Consider the following 19,391-nt stretch of genomic DNA (forward strand, 5'->3'; position numbering starts at 1 on the left):
ATCGCAAAGTTATTTACCCGCTTTTTTACTCCGGAATCTAAAAGGAGAAAAAAAGCGGGTCTATTTTTTATATCTGTATGTTAAAATTATATAAATTATAATAATATTTCATATACAAAATATGCAGGAGGAAAATAAGATGACCAATCATCTACCGCTATCCCTTTTTATCATCGGTTCTGATCAAGGCATACTGGAAAAAGTGATGGGTTGGAACAGGGAGGGAGTCATTTCCCTGATTGGCATGGTCGACCCGCTTTCCGATCAAAAAAGTAATAAGGAAAATTCAGCTGGCCATCAAATCGAGCAATGGAATGATCAACATATCGATATAATTGTTATTGCCGGAAAAGAAAAAGCGTATCAGAAAGCAGCGGTAAAACTTGAACAAGAATACAGATTGATCATCGGACCGGATACATTTTGGTTTTTGGAAAAAACGGTGCAGCGAATCGAAGAAATTCAATCGCTGACAAGAAAGCAAAAGGTGTTTCAAACGATATTAACCCATTCCCATGAAGGCGTGCAGTTTATTGATTCCGATGGTATTGTACAATTTGTAAACCCTGCTTTTTCCAGAATAACGAATATTCCTCCGGAGGAAAGACTCGGTAAACATATTGAGGATGTTTCACCTGATGGATCGTTAAATAAAGCGTTTAAAAGCAAAACCTCTGTTTTGAGGTATACGTCCACCAGCCCGGGTTCCAATGTAGAAACCATTGCCAATGCAGCTCCCATTTTTAATGGAGACAAATTTATTGGTGCAGTGGCAACTTTTCAGGATGTTACTGAAGTAAAATATTTAACGGAAAAATTGATGGAACATGAACAGACGCAGAAGATTGCCAATCGGCAGAAAAGCGGAGAGTACAGGACCAGGTATTCTCTTGCCCATATTATCGGTGAGAGTAAAGAAGTGAAAGAAACGTTAAAGGCGACAAAGAGGGCTGCCCGTTCCCGTTCCACCGTTTTAATTACCGGCGAAAGCGGAACAGGCAAGGAACTTCTGGCACATGCCATTCATACAGAAAGTAAATTCAAGGACAAGCCTTTTGTTACGGTAAATTGTGCCGCAATTCCGGAAAATCTACTGGAAAGTGAGTTATTTGGCTACGAAAAAGGGGCATTTACCCATGCGGTGAAACAAAAGGCAGGAAAGATAGAACTGGCTGATGGGGGCACGCTATTTTTAGACGAAATAGGTGACATGAATCTGTCCCTGCAGGTGAAAATGTTAAGGGTATTGCAGGATAAAGAATTTGAACGCATCGGCGGATTAAAGAAAATCCATGCCGATTTCCGAATCATCGCGGCTACAAATGCCGATTTGGAAAAGTTGGTTTCGGAAGGCAAGTTCCGTGAAGATTTATATTATCGAATTAATGTTATCCGGCTTGAATTGCCGCCTTTACGAAAAAGAAAAGAAGATATATCTTTACTCGTTCAAGCTTTAATTAAAAGTATAGGAAAGAGAATTGGTTTTAGCCCCATTCAGCTTACTGATAAAGGACTTTCCTTATTGGCAGAACATGACTGGCCGGGCAATATCAGAGAACTTGAAAATTTCCTGGAGCGGTTAATGAATGAAAGCACGTCCTCTGTCATTCCGGATCACCTGGTGGAAAAACATTTAAAAAGAGCATTGAATACTTCTTTAACCAGAAAGGAAAACGTGGATGATACCACTTCGCTTTTACCTTTAAATGAAGTTGAAAAGAACTATATTAAAAAAACATTAAATCATTTTGGCAGTACGATGGAAGGGAAAAGGGAGGCTGCACATTCTCTCGGGATCTCCATTTCAACGCTGTATAATAAGATTAGGAGTTATCAACTGGAGTAATGCTTACTTGGAAGGGCTGCAGGAAATGAACTTTATTCTTTCTTTCCAATACGTAAAGAATATTAGAGGCTGATTTCCCTAAAACTATAGTTGTACAGAAAGGAGGAGGTAATGGTGGGAAGCCGGCCAAAGGGACCAAAACAAAAGAAAGATCCGGATCTGCCGCAAAGTCCGCAGCAGCCGTATGGTGAGCCGTTGCAGGGATCCAAAAAAGTCAAGAATGCCAATCACTCAAGGCAAAAGCATAATCCGCATCATGGCTTGTAAAAACAACTAGTTCGAACTCTCCCGTATCATAATAGAAAGTGGTACGGGGGTACTTTCTTTTTTCATTTTAATATAAATGGTGTTCAAATAATCTAAGCAAGCTGTTTTGATGAATGATATTTCTGCAGAAAAGGGGAGAGCTATCATGTGGAAGGATTTTAAGGAATTTGCATTTTAGGGAAATGTCATGGATTTAGCTGTTGCGGTAGTAATCGGCGCAGCTTTTGGGGCAATTGTTAATTCACTTGTGGAAAATATTATTACACCCATTTTGGGTATCCTGTTGAACGGTGTGAATTTTACCGGTTTATCATACACGGTCGGGGACTCCGAGATTACATATGGGGTGTTTCTTCAGTCTGTGTTTGATTTTCTTATTATATCTTTCTCCATCTTCCTGATCATCCGATTACTTATGAAATTTAAAAGAGAGAGGGAGGAGGAACGAGAAGCGGAAACCGATATGCAGATCGAGCTGCTTACGGAAATCAGGGATTTGTTGAAGACGCAGAATAGAAGGTGAAAATAACAGAAATATAGGGAGGGATTTTAATTGGCGTATATAAATGATCCTTGGTTCACCGTGGAGAAAATAGATGAAGCAACCTTTGCCACAATGAATACGGACATTGGGAAAAGGTACATTCTTTTTTTTCGCTTGGTAGTATAAAGCCTGCTTTCTGTGAAGTGTTTCGGGTATTCGGGGAATCCAAATGACAGGCAATCATAAAATAACTTTTTCTGCGAGGGAACTTTTCCCTCGTTTTTTCGTAAACATTATTATCAAAAAATTTCTAAAAAGGAGTGGATGTTAATGCCTAAAATATTAATTCATTTGGAGGGTTTGGCTGTTCTCTTGCTGAGCGTTTATTTCTATTTTCTCGTTGATTACGGTTGGCTGTTCTTTATCCTTTTATTATTTGCTCCGGATCTCTCCGTGCTGGGATATTTTGCCGACAAAAAAACCGGGGCTGTTATTTATAACATTTTCCATACATATATTGTTCCGGTGATGTGTATTGTAATTGCATTATTATTTTCCATTCAGCTGCTTTTGGCAATAGGTTTAGTCTGGACAGCTCATATTGGTATGGATCGTACAGTGGGTTTTGGCCTCAAATATCATACGGATTTTAAGGATACCCATTTGCAGCGGATATCATCTCCTTCTTAAGGCGGAGGAACTTTCGTGCTTTGGATTGTAGTGGATTCGTGGTTAAGCATTATAAAATAAGGGTGGATGATGAGATGAAGGGGAGGATGGAGTAGATGGAAAACATCATTGAAGTGAAAAATTTGAAGAAATCGTATAAGAAAAGAAGGACAAAGGAATACATACATGCGGTGAGCGATGTATCATTTCATGTTCAGCGGGGAGAAATTTTGGGGCTGCTTGGTCCAAACGGTGCCGGCAAAACAACGACCATTAAAATGCTCTGCGGATTATTGATTCCGGATTCAGGTACCATTCAGGTGAACGGAATTAATATGAGGAAAAAAAGATTGCAGGGACTGCGCCATATAAGTGCAGTACTGGAAGGCAACCGGAATTTATATTGGCGGCTGACGGTACGGGAGAATTTGGAGTATTTTGCTGGAAACAGGGGTTTTTCCAGGAAGGATATAGCGCCTCGGATTGATGAACTGCTGGTGCAATTTCATTTAAAGGAAAAGGAAAATGAACTGGTCAACCGCTTGTCCCGCGGGATGCAGCAGAAGCTTGCCATTGCAGTTGCCATGCTTGCAGAAAGTGAAGTCATTTTGCTGGATGAACCGACACTCGGTCTGGATGTGGAAACAGGCTACGAGGTACGGGAAATTTTAAAGGATATTGTACGTGATGATAACCGGACGATTATCATTAGTTCGCATGATATGGATGTCGTTCAGGATCTTTGCGGGCGGACGGTAATTATTAATGAAGGAAAAATTATTACGGATGATAAAGTGGACAATTTATTGAAATTATTTGAGGTGCGTTCCTATACCGTTTCGCTCGGTGGACTTTTAACGGAGGAACAGCAAGCTTTGCTGCATCAAAAATTTCCTCATGTTGTGTATTCACCGGATACGGTTCAATCGACATTGGAAATTGATCTGGCTAAAAGGGAAGACATCTATGATCTATTTGATGTGCTGAAACTAAATCAGATTCCGGTTGAATCCTTTGATAGAAGTACGGTTAATTTTGAACAAATATTCATGAAAATTGTAAAGGGGGAAAAGAAACATGGTTCGCTGGCTCAATCTTCTTAAAGCAAATACGAGAAAAGAATATATTGAATTAAAACGCTATCTTCCCAACACTTTGGCCATGCTATTTACATTTTATTTCATCTTTCTGGGAATGTTCCTTGGTATTCAGGTTGTCGGCGATCCAAGTTCACAGGATGTAAATACACAATATGTCATTGTCAATTACATTTTCTGGTTCCTGGCATTTATGATTATAAATAGTATCGGCTGGGAAGTTATTAATGAAGCAATGCGCGGTACACTGGAACAGCTGAATATGTCTCCAATGGGGATATGGAGAATTATGACTTCCCGATTAATAGCAACAACTTTGCTGTATTCTATTATGATTGTCTTTTTGCTTTATTTATCCATGTTTACAACTGGCCAATGGTTAAATCTGGATATCGTTTCCATTCTGCCCATTTTAATTCTTACGTTAATCAGCATGTTTGGGATGGGGTTTATCATTGCCGGAATCTCGATTGTATTGAAGCAGGTACAGGCCTTTCTGCAGATCCTGCAGTTTATACTTGCCGCACTGACGTTTGTCCCGCTCAGTCTCTCTCCTTTTCTTGCGTATTTGCCATTTGTAAAAGGAGTCGATCTTGTTCGTGATATTATGATTAATGGAGTGACGTTAGGCCAAATACCAACAGGTGACTTTTTGATACTTGGCTTTAATGCAGTTTTTTATTTGCTGCTTGGGCTTGGCATTTTCTTTTATTGTGAGCGGGTAGCTATGAGTAAAGGATTGATGGCCCATTATTGATTTTTTACTCTTAAATAATTCAATTGGTTATTTTTATTAAAATAGGTAACTGTCTTATACAATATCTGGCCCCTTGCCATAGGTTAATAGTGTAATCAAATGGAAAGGGGTTTGTTAAATGAGACATTTTCATAAAGGTCATGGGTGCCCTCCTAAACAAGTAGTTCATCCAACTAAGCATCATTGTGTCCAGCATTGTACGCAAAGTGAAGTGGAGCATATTCATCCTTCTCATACAACTGTCATGAATCATCATACGCAAGTAAATAAACATGTATTCCCGCATTCTACATCTGTTCAAAACACAGCGGGCAGTGTAGATGTGTATGGAGGTTCTTTCCAGACGCCGCCACGTCCGGGTATGGGACCAGGCGGTCAAGTGGCCGGAGCCATGACACCGGGATATGGAACAGGAATGGGACCAGGTGGCCAAGTAGCTGGAGCCATGACACCTGGATATGGAGCAGGAATGGGACCGGGTGGCCAAGTGGCTGGAGCCACGACACCTGGATATGGAGCAGGAATGGGACCAGGCGGTCAAGTAGCCGGAGCCACAGCCCCGGGTTACGGACATGGTCATCACCACCATCATCATCAGCAACACGGAGCGAAACACTGGCAAAAAAAAGATAAATGGTGTTAACTTATAGGGGAGCTGGCATAAATGGATGTCAGCTCTTTGTTTTTCGATTTTACCTATGGAAAGGTGCTCCTTACTTATGAGAATATTAACGGTGACAGGGTATAAACCAATGGAGTTAAATATATTTAAAGAGGACGACCCTCGCATTACCTTCATCAAGGCAGCTTTGGAAAAACGACTCATTGCATTTGCGGAGGAAGGACTGGAGTGGGTGTTGATTTCCGGCCAAATGGGAGTGGAATTGTGGGCAGCAGAAGTTATATTGGACATGAAAGAAAACTATCCGGTAAACCTTGGGATCTTTCCTCCTTTTGAAAATCAGGCAAACCGCTGGCCGGAGTCTTTGCAGGAAAAGTATGAGGCGCTTATTTCTGCTTCTGATTTTTATAAACTGATTTACCAGGGAGATTACAGGGGGGCTTTCCAATTTAAGGCGAAAAATATGTGGCTCAGAGATAAAAGTGATGGCTGCCTTTTGCTAATGGATGAAGAATTCCCCGGAAGTAACCGCTATTTTCATGAAGTGGCAAAGGCTGCAGAGGAAGATTATCCTATTTATACAATTACACCTGCTGATTTGGATGATGTAGTAGAGGAAATTCGGATGAGCGATCCGGATTATTGGGATTGAGTGTTTGGGGTGTGCTGGGTAAGGGGATGCAGGATGAACTGCAAGACTATGTAACAGCTCGTGTAGCATGCTTCACAACTACGGTAATAGCAGAAGAACTCGGTTCATCATGATTTAACCAACAAGTCAGAAATACTGCACCTTCTATATTGTCAATATAAAATGTACGTAACTTAAGCAAAAAGGAGATATAATCCACATGAAAATGTATGAACTAAACAGTACTCAACAATTGCCAATTACGATGGAAGAGGCTTGGGATTTTTTCTCGGACCCTAGTCAATTGGAAAGCATTACGTCCGAAGATATGGCTTTAAAAATAATAGGCAGTCTTCCTGAGCGTATGTATGAAGGCATGATCATTCGCTATCGTATTCAACCTTTTTCTATGTTGAAAATGCAATGGATTACTGAGATTACCCACATAAAAAAAGGAGAACAATTTATAGATGAACAACGTTTTGGTCCATTTCGTTATTGGCAGCACCAGCATCGGTTGACTGAGATTACAGGGGGCGTGGAGTTGCAGGACACAGTTCATTATGTGATGCCATTTTCAATCCTTGGCCGTTTTGCCCATCAACTCTTTGTTCGAAAGCGTCTGGAAAATATATTTTCATTCCGTAAAGAGCAGTTGGAGGCTCACTTTGGAAAATTAGATTCATAATGGCATTGGGATGTAAGCCGCACGTTAACAAAGTTTAAAATTAAACTAAGAAGTCGTTAAAAGGAAATTAATTTAAATCCACTATATCTTCAGATTCAAAAGAGCCAAGTGATCAGTCGCAAAGGGCTCTGAACATCCACCGACACCTTCATATTAACCACTATTAATTCGTTCTTCTACATAGAGGCAACTTCTCTGTGAAATATAGTTCAATACTTACTTTTTAACACATAAGGATTTTATCTATACCCCATAACTTTTAGTAACTTAGTAGGCTATTAGACCCGTATTTTAACTGAGTACATTTACCCAAAAAAACTTGCGAAAATCTGCTGTGACATAAATCACTTAGGTCTAAATAATCAATTTTTATAAAACTTTCAGTAGTACATTGACAGGATAATACTGGAATACTAACCTATTAATTAAGCAGATAAATGTGAAAAAATTGCTACGTTTTTCACCACTGCAGAAAATAAAATAAGGGAGATGGGAACTTATGGCAGGACAAATTCGGATGACGCCTGATCAGTTACAGGCAAAAGCAAAACGCTATGGGCAAAGCTCACAACAAATTGATCAAATTTTAAGAGATTTAACAAACTTGCAAGAAGAACTTCGCGCTGAGTGGGAAGGTCGCGCATTTGAACGTTTCGATGATCAGTTTAGAGAATTGAAACCGAAAGTACAGGACTTTTCTCAGTTAATGATGGAAATTGAGCAGCAGTTAACAAAAACTGCAGAAGCTGTTGCACAACAAGACCAGGCTTTATCACAAAACTTCGGACTTAGATAATTACTGTAGAATGGAGAAAGTGAAGCGATTTTTATTTTTCCAAGTAATGAGCTGCACGACGAATGTTGTGTGGCTCAGTGCACTTTTACAAAAAGAAACATGGTATTTTCATAGATAATGGGAAGATATGAGGATCTTCCAATTATCTATCTCTGCGCTTTAAAAATGAGGATTTATACCTACATACGTACCTCGTTTTGATGGTTTTAGCCCATGCAGTATTTGATTAAAAAACATCTTTCTTTGCTGGCAGGAGTGAAACAAATGAAAAATCTAGATAAGCGGTGGCTGTTATTTTTAGTATTAATTCTTGTATTGGCTACAGGACTGCCTTATCTTTCATTAAACCAGGAGGCAAGCACTACACCAGATATGGAAACCGAAGATGCGCGGTCCATGTCCATTGCCCTTGTTAATGAGGATGAAGGTGCAGTATTTAATGGAAGTGAATTAACTTTTGGTGAGGCTTTTGTCAGAAGTCTGGATACCAATGATGACCATGAATGGTATGTCGTCAGCCGTGGGGTGGCTGAAAGTGGGTTAAACCGAAATACATACGATATGATGATTGTTATTCCGAATGATTTTTCGGAAAAAGCTTTATCCATTGATTCTGAATCCCCGGAACAAGTTGTTCTAAATTACCAAATTAACGCATCTGATGATGAAAATGTAAGAGCTGAAGCAGAAAGAACTGCCAGTACGATTTTGAATGAATTTAACCGTAGAATTATAGATGTATATTTTGCCAGTATTATAGGAAATTTACAGGATGCACAGGACAATATAGGGGAAATCGTTGAACAACAATCACAGTACACGACTACTTATAATAATGATATCAATAATCCACTCTCCAATTATACAAATCAGTTTGGAACGATTAAAGATAATACACAAGTATCCAGAGACAGTTTTGGCAGCTTGGAAGATCTGCTGGAAGGCTTTGAAGACAGATTATCTGATGGTGCTGAACAAAAACAGGGCTACCTTTCCAATCTCGATGAATTTACATCTACTAAAGAAGGAAATGTTAATGAGTTATTAAGTTTTAGTGATGCTTTGCTGCAGTTTGATAACTCTTTAAATTCTACAGATGTGCAAGAACAACTTGTGCAATTGCAAGATGCAAATCGTTATATAGGACTCCAACTGGATCAGGATGGTAGTGACAGACCAAACCTTGTCACTGAATCCAATAACTTAAAGGAGTATATACAGGAAGAAATACAAAATGCACGCAGAGTTCAAAACTACCTTATAAATTTTGACGATAGGGTGGCAGGGAATGTTGAAGGTTATTTATTTGAAGTATTTAGTAATGGGCTTAGAGAGGACGTCGAATATTTAAACCAATATATTGGTGACATGGTGGAAGATTTTGATTTACTTCTTGAAAGGTTTGAAAACTTACATGAAAATCATGCCAGTTTATATGAAGACCATGTGAATTTACGCGACCAACATATGAACCTACACGATCAATACGATATTCTACACGAAAGTATTCATGAAGAAATAAGGGGAAATATAGAACAGCTTCCTACGATAAGCAAAAAAGCAATAAAAAAGTTGGCAATATACGGGTTAGAAGATGAGATAATCAGTGATGCAATTGAGGTCATAGATAACACTAAAAAATACTTGGAAAAGTATGAGGACGAAGATTTAACTAGTCCTCCTAACAAAAGAAATATCCTTAGGGAAGATATACGAAACATAAAAGAACATTTCGCTAACGAAACAGTCACTATGACAGACCGTGTTAAACTGGAGGAAATTAATAAGGATGAAGTATACTTTAGCATTGAGTCCTTGCCGAGGCATTTTGAATTTGTAGATATAGACATAAACTTACCAAATGGTGAAGCTGAACCTATAGGGGATTTAACCTGGAAACTTCCAAATTATATAGAATCGGGAATATTAGAGGTTTCTATCAGTGTCCAGTTAAGCGATGCAAATAAGAAAGTGAATTTGTTCAGACCCATACCATGGGAGTGGAAGATAACTGCAGAAGGATCAGATGAAGACGTCCTTGATGATGATGGATATGTAACTATACTGGAAAATACTCCAATGGTTGCTGGCGTAAGTGTAGATCAGTCGGATAATGAAGACACAAACCAAAACAGCGGTGGTACAGGCGAAGATGATACAGACCAAGAACAAAAAGAGCATGGTTCGACTGACGAAAAACAAGAAAAAGTGGTAGCGGACCCGGATAAGAACAATGAAGCAGATAACAACGATTCTAAAGATAATGACACTGAATCAACCGAATCAGTTCCAAATGACGAAAACAATAGTTCTAATGCCGGTGAAGGAGGTACAGAACCAGTAGAACCGAATGATTCAAGTCCTGGGGAAGAGGAAGATGATACAGTTATCATTGAAAGAGTAGAACTTAAAGATAACTATATTCATCGTCCGGTATTGGAACCAGTCTATGATCAAGCAACAAAAAAACTTATGAATGTAATTATTAATAAAATAAGTGCTTATCAAAAACTCTCATCTCTTTATGAAGTGTACTCGTATTTGGAAGATATAGATGAGTTGAATTTGGATGATCTGGATGAATTACCGATGTTCCCACCTATAGAAGGTAAAGAAGGTGAGGAAATATCCATTAGGGACATTGTTTCTGCAGTTAAAGATGAAATTTCAGAAGACACTTTGTCACTATTACACGAGCATATTGAAAAATTTCTAGTGTTCGCACAAGCAGTCGGAGATAATACAGATGAATTGATCGATAAAATAAACGAAACATCTCAACAAGCAGCAGTACTAAACAGCAGCTTAGAAGAAACCCTGGATCACGTAGCCAACTGGCGTGAACAAAGCTTGAACCTGCTTGACCAGCATGGTGTGGTACAGGAAAATGATATGGGAGAGCAGCAGGCAATTCTGACATTGGGAAATGACTTCCAGCCGCTCTTATCAGAGAGTCAGTCCATTGCGGAGCAGGCACAGGGTAACTTGAGCAGTGCGGAGTCTGTATATCAGACATTGGATACGATTGACGGGCAGGCTGACACTATAGAGCAAAGTGGGGAAGAACTGGTAACCAGGGCAGATCTGTTATCCACGGAAATGACAGAGAAGATGCTGGAGAATCAGGAGTTTGCGGATAATTTCTCCAATGTGCTTGCAAACAGCCGGGTCGGGGACAGACAGAATGAAAACTTGTACAGTTTCCTGTCAAACCCAGTGCAAACAAGTAACCAGGGAACGATTACATCTAGTGATAGCTTCACTCCATACTTCCTGGTACTGACTATTTTTATCGTTGTATTATTCACTGCCTATGTGATTTCGACCCTTCACCAGAAGCTTACGGAGGCGGATCAATTTGCCCACGAGAAATCACTCATGAATAAAAATACACCAATAACACTTATTACAGCCGGAATTGGTGCACTGGAAGGAATAGCTATTGGTGTTATCTCCAGTTATCTGCTGCAAATAGGCGAAGGCGGCATGGTGCTGTGGACCGTGTTAGTCACCACGTTAATTATCGGAATGCTGCTTGTTGCAACATACCTGTTGAGGCAGCTGAAAATGATTGGTATGTTCGTATTGCTGATTGTAATGAGCATGTACCTGTTCTTAACGAATGCCTTTGGTACCGGTATCGCCGGATTGGATCACCTACGAGCCTATTCACCATTACAGTATGTGGAAAGTCTGTTGCTGCAGGCGGTACAGGGTAATGCAAATTATCTGCTGGCCATGCTTGTGATCGCAGGTATCATCGTGATTGGTGCACTGGCAAATCTATTCGTCCTTACCAAGGAAGGAAAAGGGGACCTGGAAAATGAAGGTTCAGAAGAAGCAAGCTAAATACAAAATAATACTTTTCCTATGTATGAGTCTGCTGATACTGGTATGTTTACCGGTATCAGCCATGGCTGATACAGAAAAACGCGGAGAATTGCAGTTTAAGATTGACCGGATCATCGGTGGAAATGATGGGGAGACCGAACTGCGGGAAACAGAATTGGAAAGAAGTTTTCCTGATTTATTTTCAGATGATGTAGGACTGATCATTGAAGAAAGGGAGAAAGAAAATCAGCAAATGATGGAAGAGCTGGAAGAATCCATTTTTACGGCTGATCTCCAAGCTAATTCCACGGTAGAAGAAGTAAAGGATGCACTTTTTTCTGAGGATTACACGGCTGTGGCATCAGGAAGAGGAGAAATGCAGGAGGAAAATACTGCAAGCAGCAGTTTTAACAATACCCTCCTCACTATATTTTCCGGTCTGGGAATTTTGCTGTTTGGCGGTCTTTATTTCATGATGCGGTCCATGTTTGATTAGGAGAATGATAGATGGCACAAAATACACATATTAATGTAACCATAGATTTCAGTAAACGCATCCCAAATGGAAAACAGTATGATTTGCGTATTCCCGTTCAATTAACGGTGAAACAGTTACTTCAATACTTGATGGACACTTTAAATCTTGATTACCGGTCCAATTCCAGATGTGTGATTAAAGTTATAACGAAAAATCTATTAATCTCTGATGATGATTACTTGTCAGACTTTCCGGTCACAGATGGAGATGTACTTCATATTTTGTAAAAGAACATCTGCATCAGGGCTTTCCATCAGCAGAGCACGCTGCTGATGGAGATTCACTTTTGCAGCCAAGGTACCATGTATGCTTGGCTGCAAAAGTGAATCAATTTGCTATTTTAAAAGAGTTTTACATGAAGGAGTCAAACAGCCATGCAGGATAAAACAATAGAATTGGAAGATGTAACACTTCATTTGAAAAAAGAGAAGACGTACTGGCAGCTGAATATCCCAAAATCTCAGGCAAATGTAAGGGATGTAAGGCAAATGGATTTGCTGAAGGAGCCTAACGATCATTTTGCCCCTTTTCACGTGGAAGAAAAAGAAGACACTTTTCTCTTTGGGTTTACTGTTGAAAAACATTGGAGGAATTGGGAAAAAATATATAAGTTGCCGACAAATGAAAAGCTCCGTTTATTAAATAACACCGGGAAGCTGGATCGATATCTTTCCACAAGGATTACGTTCTCCCTGCATCCGGAATTGATTTTATATGATGAAAACCTCATGCCTGTCGTTACCTATCGGGGATTAAGAAACTTAGTACCTCCGTTTGAGATGGAAGAAGAAGTTTTTTTAAAGCAGTTTAAATGCTTTATCATTGCGCTTTTTTCCAAGAAATATACATATGAACAATTGTATCACGGCTCTTTAAGAAAAGTGGAGGAAACAGAATTCCAGCGCCAGGTGCGGGATATGGAGGATCTTGACCAATTAAAAGCTTATCTGCAGGAAACTTATATGAAGGAGCAGGAAAAAACGGAACAGACGATGTCTATTGTTCCATTGAAGCGATTCAGGCTATTTAAACAGCTATCGATTATTATGGTTGTCGTCTCTGTTCTCCTGGCTGCACCACTTGCTTATTTTGCATTTGTGCAAATACCTTTTCAGGATAATCTGCTGGAAGCCCACGGGGAATATTTGTCGTCGGATTATGGGGAGGTTATTTCCACACTTCGGGGAGAAGACCCGGAAAATTTGCCGTTTCGTACGCAATATATCCTTGCCGACTCCTACATTAAAGTAGAGCCATTATCGGATAGTGACAGGGAAGTGGTACTCCGGAATGTGAGTCTGCGGAGTGATCCGGATTATTTGCTTTACTGGATTTATAATGGGCGCGGGGAATTTGATGAATCAATGGAAAAAGCAAAATACATAGATGATGCACAGCTTATTATGTATGGATTAATTCAACAAATAGAAGAAGCGAGAAATAATCCTGATCTAACAGGAGAGGAACGAGACGAGCGCTTAAACGCACTCAATGATGAACTGGCCAGCTACAGGGACGATTACAATTTAAACGAGTCAGAAGAGGCAGCAGGGGAAGTACATGAACCTGAAGGCGCAGGAGCTGGAATAGAAATAGAGGAAGAAGATGAGGAAGTGGAGGAAGTGGAGGAAGAAGACGAGGACAGTACAGAGGAAGAAGATGAAGATACGGATGATGACGATGAGGACGATTAAGCTGTCTTAAGTTAGATGTCCCGCGGTAAAAGAGGAAAGGAAGAAAAAGATGGCACAGAAATCACTATTGCTAACGTATAATAATCAACTGCATAAATGCCATTTACTGGACGATGAGCCAAGAGATATAACAATCGGAAAGGAATGGACCAACCATGTCACATTTCCGGATTTGGAGCAGCCATTAACGGTAAACTGGGACGGATCTGTTTGTAAAATTGAGGAGAACCAGGTGAACGGTCGTTGGCAGCAGCCTGTTTCCGGAAAGACAATGGAACTTTTCCTGGTAAATGATGAGAATAAACAAATCTATGATATTACAGGAATACAGTCTATTTCCATCGGAAGTGACATATATGCCGACATCTCCATAGATAACTTTACATCTGATTTTGTCTTATTCAAACAAGAGAATGATGCACAGATTCGACAAAATTCGGGGAGTGACAAATCTTTACGGTGGGACGAGGAACCACTGTACCGCAGTCCCAGGCACCAACCTGGATTTACTTTGGATGTGCTGGAGGGGACAGTGTATCATAATGCTTCTCCGGTAACTGGTCGGACAGTAGTGGAGCCAGGGGATCAGTTATTTGCTGATGGTGTTATTTTTATCATTGGCGATAAAGAGATCCAGCTGATATCTTCCAAGCAAAAAGTGGAATCCAAACTGGTTCCTTTGATGGAGGTGGAGCATCCTTATCAGGGGGATTATCCGGATTATCACCGATCACCGAGAATTATTTACAGGGAACCGGAAGATAAACGGGAGATCGCAAAGCCGGCCAATAAACCTTCCAAGCCGAGTGAGCAGCTGGCACGCACTATTGTTCCGCCGCTTGTATTAATCGTTGCACTTGTGCTTATTTCCCTTGTACAGCCAAGGGGTATATACATCCTTGTCATGCTTGCTGTCACCGTGACAACGATTATATTTTCCATCACTTCTTACATTAAAAGTGTCCGGAAATATAAACGGGATACAAAAAGAAGGATAGAGACATACAAAGAATACTTACAACGGAAAACGAAGGAGCTTCATGAAGCAAGTGAAGAACAGCGTCACGCTTTAAATTACCACTATCCTGATGTGGAAGAAATCCGTGAAATGGCCGTGAATGTAGAGGCAAGAATTTATGAGAAAACGATGTTTCATCATGACTTTCTGAATTTCCGTGCAGGACTCGGCAAAGTGGAGTCCAGTTTCGATATTGAATTTAATGAAGAGGAATTTACCGAAGAAAAAGATGAGCTGGTTGATGAAGCACGAGAGTTACTGAAGCAGCATGATGAGATTGATCACGTGCCGGTCGTCACTTCATTAATGAAAGGGCCTGTAGGCTATATTGGGCATCGCCGGCTGGTTCTTGAGCAGCTTCAATTACTCGTGATGCAGCTGTCTTTATTTCACAGCTACCATGATTTGCAGTTTATTACAATCTTTCCTGAAGATGAAAAAGAAGAATGGCAATGGATGCGCTGGCTGCCGCATGCAAGTATCCGGGATGTGAATGTCCGTGGCTTTGTATATCATGAACGTTCCAGAGATCAAGTGCTTCACTCGATGTATCAAATACTGAAAGAGCGAAAACAGATTTTGGATGAAAAAGAAAACAGTAATGAAAAAACCTATTTTTCTCCTCATTTTGTGGTGCTGATTACGGAAGAAAAAATGATTCTCGATCACACCATTATGGAATTTTTCAATGAAGACCCAAGTGAACTTGGCGTATCCCTCGTATTTGTGCAGGACGTGATGCATGCGTTGCCGGAACATGTGAAGACGGTGATTGATATTCGGGATGCCAAACATGGGAATATCATTTTGGAGGAAAGCGAGCTAGTCAATAGACGTTTTACCCTTGATCATTTTCCAAAAGGGTTTAATAAAGAAGAAGTATCACGCGCACTGGCACCGATAAACCACTTACAGAATTTAAAAAACTCGATTCCTGAGAGTGTCACATTTTTGGAGATGTACGGCGTGGAGAAAGTGGAGGAATTGGCAATCGGCCATCGCTGGAAAGTAAATGAAACTTATAAAAGCTTAGCCGTTCCGCTTGGTCTGAGAGGAAAAGAGGATGTTGTGCAGCTGAATCTGCATGAAAAAGCACATGGACCTCACGGGCTTGTGGCAGGTACGACAGGGTCGGGTAAATCAGAAATCATTCAATCCTATATTATTTCACTCGGTGTGAACTTCCACCCACATGAAGTAGCCTTTTTGCTGATTGACTATAAAGGCGGCGGAATGGCAAATTTATTTAAAAATATGCCGCATCTCGTTGGAACGATTACCAACCTGGATGCTGCTCAATCGATGCGGGCGCTTGCTTCCATCAAAGCAGAGCTGCAGAAGAGACAGCGCCTGTTCGGTGAGCATAATGTCAACCATATCAATCAGTATCAGAAGCTTTATAAGCAAGGAGAAGCCAGTGAAGCCATGCCGCATCTGTTCCTGATTTCCGATGAGTTTGCCGAGCTGAAATCAGAGCAGCCGGATTTTATGAAAGAGCTTGTTTCCACTGCGCGTATTGGGCGTTCCCTTGGGATTCATTTGATTCTGGCTACACAGAAGCCGAGCGGGGTGGTGGACGATCAGATTTGGTCCAACTCGAAATTCAAGCTGGCATTAAAAGTGCAGAATGAAGGGGATTCCAATGAAATTTTGAAAACGCCGGATGCAGCAGAGATCACGCTGCCTGGCCGTGCTTATTTACAGGTTGGGAACAACGAAATTTATGAACTCTTCCAGAGTGCATTCAGTGGTGCGGATTATGTGCCGGATAAGGAAGATCATGAATATATTGATACGACGATTTATGCGATTAATGATCTGGGTCAATATGATATTTTAACCGAGGATTTAAGCGGGCTGGAAAATAAAGAGGAAATTGAAAAAGTACCGACAGAACTTGATGCGGTTATCGACCATATTGCAGATTACGCAAAAGCACAGGAAATTGAACAGCTGCCGAGACCATGGCTGCCGCCGCTTCCAGAACGTGTTTTTGCCGAGGATTTACATCCGCTCGATTATAAAGATGAATGGGAGCAGCCGAAAAAGCCGATGAAAGTGACCATTGGTTTGCTTGACCAGCCGGAATTACAATCACAGTCACCATTGGAGCTTGATTTGTCGAAGGATGGCCATATGGCTGTCTTCTCCAGTCCGGGTTACGGGAAATCGACGTTCCTGCAGACAGTGGTCATGGATCTGGTGCGCCAGCATAACCCGGAGCATTTGCATGTGTACCTGCTGGATTTCGGTACAAACGGGTTACTGCCGTTGAAAAACTTCCCGCATGTGGCGGATACGATTCAGCTGGATGATGTGGAAAAAGTCGGCAAGCTGATCCGAATTCTGACAAGTGTGATCAAAGAACGCAAACAGAAATTAAGTAAATATGGTGTCGCAAATATGGAGATGTATGAAAGAGCAAGCGGTGATGTGATCCCGAATATTATTATCGCGATCGATAACTTTGACTCTGTTCGCGATGCAGATTTCTCCGATGAATTTGAAAAACTGATCACCCAAATCGCCCGGGAAGGTGCAGGTGTAGGATTATACTTAGGGATCAGTGCAGGAAGACAGAGTGCCATGAAAATGCCGCTTCTGTCCAATATTAAGACACAAATGCCATTATATTTGATTGAGGATACAGAGGCGCGGGCCATTGTCGGGAAAACAGATATTGAAATTGAGGAAATCCCGGGAAGGGGTCTCGTGAAACTGGAAGATCCGGCATTGTTCCAGACCATGCTTCCGACCAAGGGAGAAGAATCGCTGGAAATCATTGATGCCATCCAAGATACAGCAAAAGAAATGGATGCATATTGGGAAGGCGAGCGTCCGGAGGAGATCCCGATGATGCCGGATGGTGTCCTCGACTTTGAGAATTTCAGACAGCGCAGAAAGACAAAGGATCTGCTGGAAAACAATTCATTGCCGCTTGGGCTGGATTTTGAGGAAGTCGAACCCATTGCATTTAAACCAAAAGTGCAAGGGCACCTGACGGTCGTTAGCGACAGACAGGATGGGCTTGATAAAATGAACCAGTCATTGGCAAAGAATATGACAGGTCTAACAGGCTCCTATAAGACTATGCTGATTGATACAAATGAGAAGAAACTGGCCGCCATCGGAGAAGAATTGAATGCATATGTATCCGATCATGATGGGGTAATTGCTGTAAAGGAAAATTTGATTACTGAAATCAATAACCGCCTGGAGAGCAAGGATGCTGCAGAAGCATGGATCGTGCAGATTGTTGACTTAAAAGATTTCACAGATAGAAGTAATTTAGAGGATCACGAAATAACCGTTCTAATTGAACAGTCCAGTAAAGCAGGGATCTACTTTATTATTGGCGGGGATTACAGTTATATCGGGCAAAGTTTTGAACAAATTCCAAAGTATGTCAGAAACCAGGCTACCGTTGGTTTAGTAAGAATGAGGCTTGGGGATCAGGACATATTCAAACAGCCTTTTATGAGGCAGGAAAAATATCCGGGGCCATTTGAGTGCTATTTTGCCATGGATCATGAGCATATTAAAATTAAAATACCGGAGTAGGGAGGGAGAAAAGTGAGTGCGAATTTGGGTTTGTTAAGAAGTAGAAGATCCTCTGTTTTAAACGGCATGAGTAATTCCAAGCAGCAAATTAGTGCACTATCCGATAAAATTACCAGATTACAAACAGCATCTAGTAATTTACAGTCTTCCATCTCAGTATTGGAAACGAGTAATAGTAATATCGACAATCTTTCCATAGACAATAACAGATGGAAAGGAACAAAGGAAAACAGATTTACCGATCGTTATTCATCATACCAGGATAGTGTAAGAAATTATGTTCAAAAAGTAAATGATGCCAAAGATGGAATCGATGAGGAAATCAGGAGAGCAGAACAAACTAAAGCTGGCTATACTACGGGCCTGAATAATCTTCAATCAACACTTGATTCATTGGATTATCAAATCAGAATGGCAGAGAGAGGGTGAATTTAGTAATGGAAGTTGGAATTAACCATGGTGAATTTCGTTCAAACGTGGAAAACTTAAGAAATTCGGTAACAGCTTTAGACAGTAAGATTAAAACGAACCGAACTTTTGAAAAAACGAACATCAGCCCTTTTACGAATGACCTGGAAAATATAATAAGGGCTGTGGAATTAATTAATAAATATAAAACATTATTAAATGATGATATCAGCATATTAGAAGATGTTGGCGAACAGATGAAGCAGAATGATGAGGAGTTAGCAAGCAGGAATCATCATGTAAGTAATGGATTCCAGCCATTGCGTATGTGAAACAGAACCTTTACATCTCTAGGCTGTTTACAAATAAGGTATAGTTTTGACCTTTCTGAGTATATAGCTCGACATAAGCCTATAAGCCAATTATCTGACTTTACTAGGGGTATAAGTTTAAATGATAAAAAACTATTTGTGCCTGTCTGCTT

The 19,391-nt window shown here is 40.5% G+C and carries 17 protein-coding genes; all 17 read left to right on the top strand.

The window, feature by feature from the left end; all coding sequences use genetic code 11:
* Positions 1-139: 139 nt before the first annotated feature.
* The 17 genes from ACZ42C_RS19975 to ACZ42C_RS20055 all read left to right on the top strand — a co-directional run bounded on the left by ACZ42C_RS19975 (position 140) and on the right by ACZ42C_RS20055 (position 19,239).
* Complete coding sequence (locus ACZ42C_RS19975; protein WP_461182306.1) at positions 140-1,846, top strand: sigma-54 interaction domain-containing protein; 1,707 nt, start codon at positions 140-142, stop codon at positions 1,844-1,846.
* Between the two features lie 111 nt (positions 1,847-1,957).
* Positions 1,958-2,113 (top strand): small acid-soluble spore protein P, encoded by a 156-nt coding sequence (locus ACZ42C_RS19980; RefSeq protein WP_461182305.1) that lies wholly within the window; start codon positions 1,958-1,960, stop codon positions 2,111-2,113.
* A gap of 187 nt (positions 2,114-2,300) precedes the next feature.
* Positions 2,301-2,636: a large conductance mechanosensitive channel protein MscL gene (mscL, locus tag ACZ42C_RS19985; protein ID WP_461182304.1), complete on the top strand. Its 336-nt coding sequence runs from the start codon at positions 2,301-2,303 to the stop codon at positions 2,634-2,636.
* A 291-nt stretch (positions 2,637-2,927) separates the two neighbouring features.
* On the top strand, positions 2,928-3,287 hold the full coding sequence (locus ACZ42C_RS19990) for a DUF4260 domain-containing protein (protein ID WP_461182303.1): 360 nt from the start codon (positions 2,928-2,930) through the stop codon (positions 3,285-3,287).
* A gap of 95 nt (positions 3,288-3,382) precedes the next feature.
* Positions 3,383-4,369, top strand: coding sequence for an ABC transporter ATP-binding protein (locus ACZ42C_RS19995; RefSeq protein WP_461182302.1), 987 nt, complete (start codon positions 3,383-3,385; stop codon positions 4,367-4,369).
* Positions 4,344-5,120: an ABC transporter permease gene (locus ACZ42C_RS20000; RefSeq protein WP_461182301.1), complete on the top strand. Its 777-nt coding sequence runs from the start codon at positions 4,344-4,346 to the stop codon at positions 5,118-5,120. Before ACZ42C_RS19995 ends, ACZ42C_RS20000 begins: the two co-directional genes overlap by 26 nt.
* A gap of 118 nt (positions 5,121-5,238) precedes the next feature.
* The gene (locus ACZ42C_RS20005) at positions 5,239-5,763 is read left to right on the top strand and encodes a CotD family spore coat protein (RefSeq protein ID WP_461182300.1); all 525 of its coding nucleotides are present in this window, start codon (positions 5,239-5,241) and stop codon (positions 5,761-5,763) included.
* A 76-nt stretch (positions 5,764-5,839) separates the two neighbouring features.
* Positions 5,840-6,394: an SLOG family protein gene (locus ACZ42C_RS20010; protein ID WP_461182299.1), complete on the top strand. Its 555-nt coding sequence runs from the start codon at positions 5,840-5,842 to the stop codon at positions 6,392-6,394.
* A gap of 199 nt (positions 6,395-6,593) precedes the next feature.
* On the top strand, positions 6,594-7,061 hold the full coding sequence (locus ACZ42C_RS20015; protein ID WP_461182298.1) for an SRPBCC family protein: 468 nt from the start codon (positions 6,594-6,596) through the stop codon (positions 7,059-7,061).
* 499 nt (positions 7,062-7,560) lie between these two features.
* The gene (locus tag ACZ42C_RS20020) at positions 7,561-7,857 is read left to right on the top strand and encodes a WXG100 family type VII secretion target (RefSeq protein WP_461182297.1); all 297 of its coding nucleotides are present in this window, start codon (positions 7,561-7,563) and stop codon (positions 7,855-7,857) included.
* A gap of 264 nt (positions 7,858-8,121) precedes the next feature.
* Positions 8,122-11,706 carry a type VII secretion protein EsaA gene (gene esaA / locus ACZ42C_RS20025; protein WP_461182296.1) on the top strand — a complete coding sequence of 1,195 codons (3,585 nt, stop codon included), beginning with the start codon at positions 8,122-8,124 and terminating at the stop codon, positions 11,704-11,706.
* Positions 11,681-12,184 carry a type VII secretion protein EssA gene (essA, locus tag ACZ42C_RS20030; protein ID WP_461182295.1) on the top strand — a complete coding sequence of 168 codons (504 nt, stop codon included), beginning with the start codon at positions 11,681-11,683 and terminating at the stop codon, positions 12,182-12,184. The genes esaA and essA overlap by 26 nt, the downstream gene beginning before the upstream one ends.
* Before the next feature lie 11 nt (positions 12,185-12,195).
* Positions 12,196-12,453 (top strand): EsaB/YukD family protein, encoded by a 258-nt coding sequence (locus tag ACZ42C_RS20035; protein WP_461182294.1) that lies wholly within the window; start codon positions 12,196-12,198, stop codon positions 12,451-12,453.
* 147 nt (positions 12,454-12,600) lie between these two features.
* Complete coding sequence (gene essB, locus ACZ42C_RS20040; protein WP_461182293.1) at positions 12,601-13,920, top strand: type VII secretion protein EssB; 1,320 nt, start codon at positions 12,601-12,603, stop codon at positions 13,918-13,920.
* A gap of 49 nt (positions 13,921-13,969) precedes the next feature.
* Positions 13,970-18,499, top strand: a complete 4,530-nt coding sequence (essC, locus tag ACZ42C_RS20045) for a type VII secretion protein EssC (RefSeq protein ID WP_461182292.1) — start codon at positions 13,970-13,972, stop codon at positions 18,497-18,499.
* A gap of 12 nt (positions 18,500-18,511) precedes the next feature.
* Positions 18,512-18,928, top strand: coding sequence for a YwqH-like family protein (locus ACZ42C_RS20050; protein WP_461182291.1), 417 nt, complete (start codon positions 18,512-18,514; stop codon positions 18,926-18,928).
* Between the two features lie 8 nt (positions 18,929-18,936).
* Positions 18,937-19,239 carry a TIGR04197 family type VII secretion effector gene (locus ACZ42C_RS20055; RefSeq protein ID WP_461182290.1) on the top strand — a complete coding sequence of 101 codons (303 nt, stop codon included), beginning with the start codon at positions 18,937-18,939 and terminating at the stop codon, positions 19,237-19,239.
* Positions 19,240-19,391 lie beyond the last annotated feature (152 nt).

The sequence above is a fragment of the Virgibacillus kimchii genome (genome assembly GCF_055379185.1).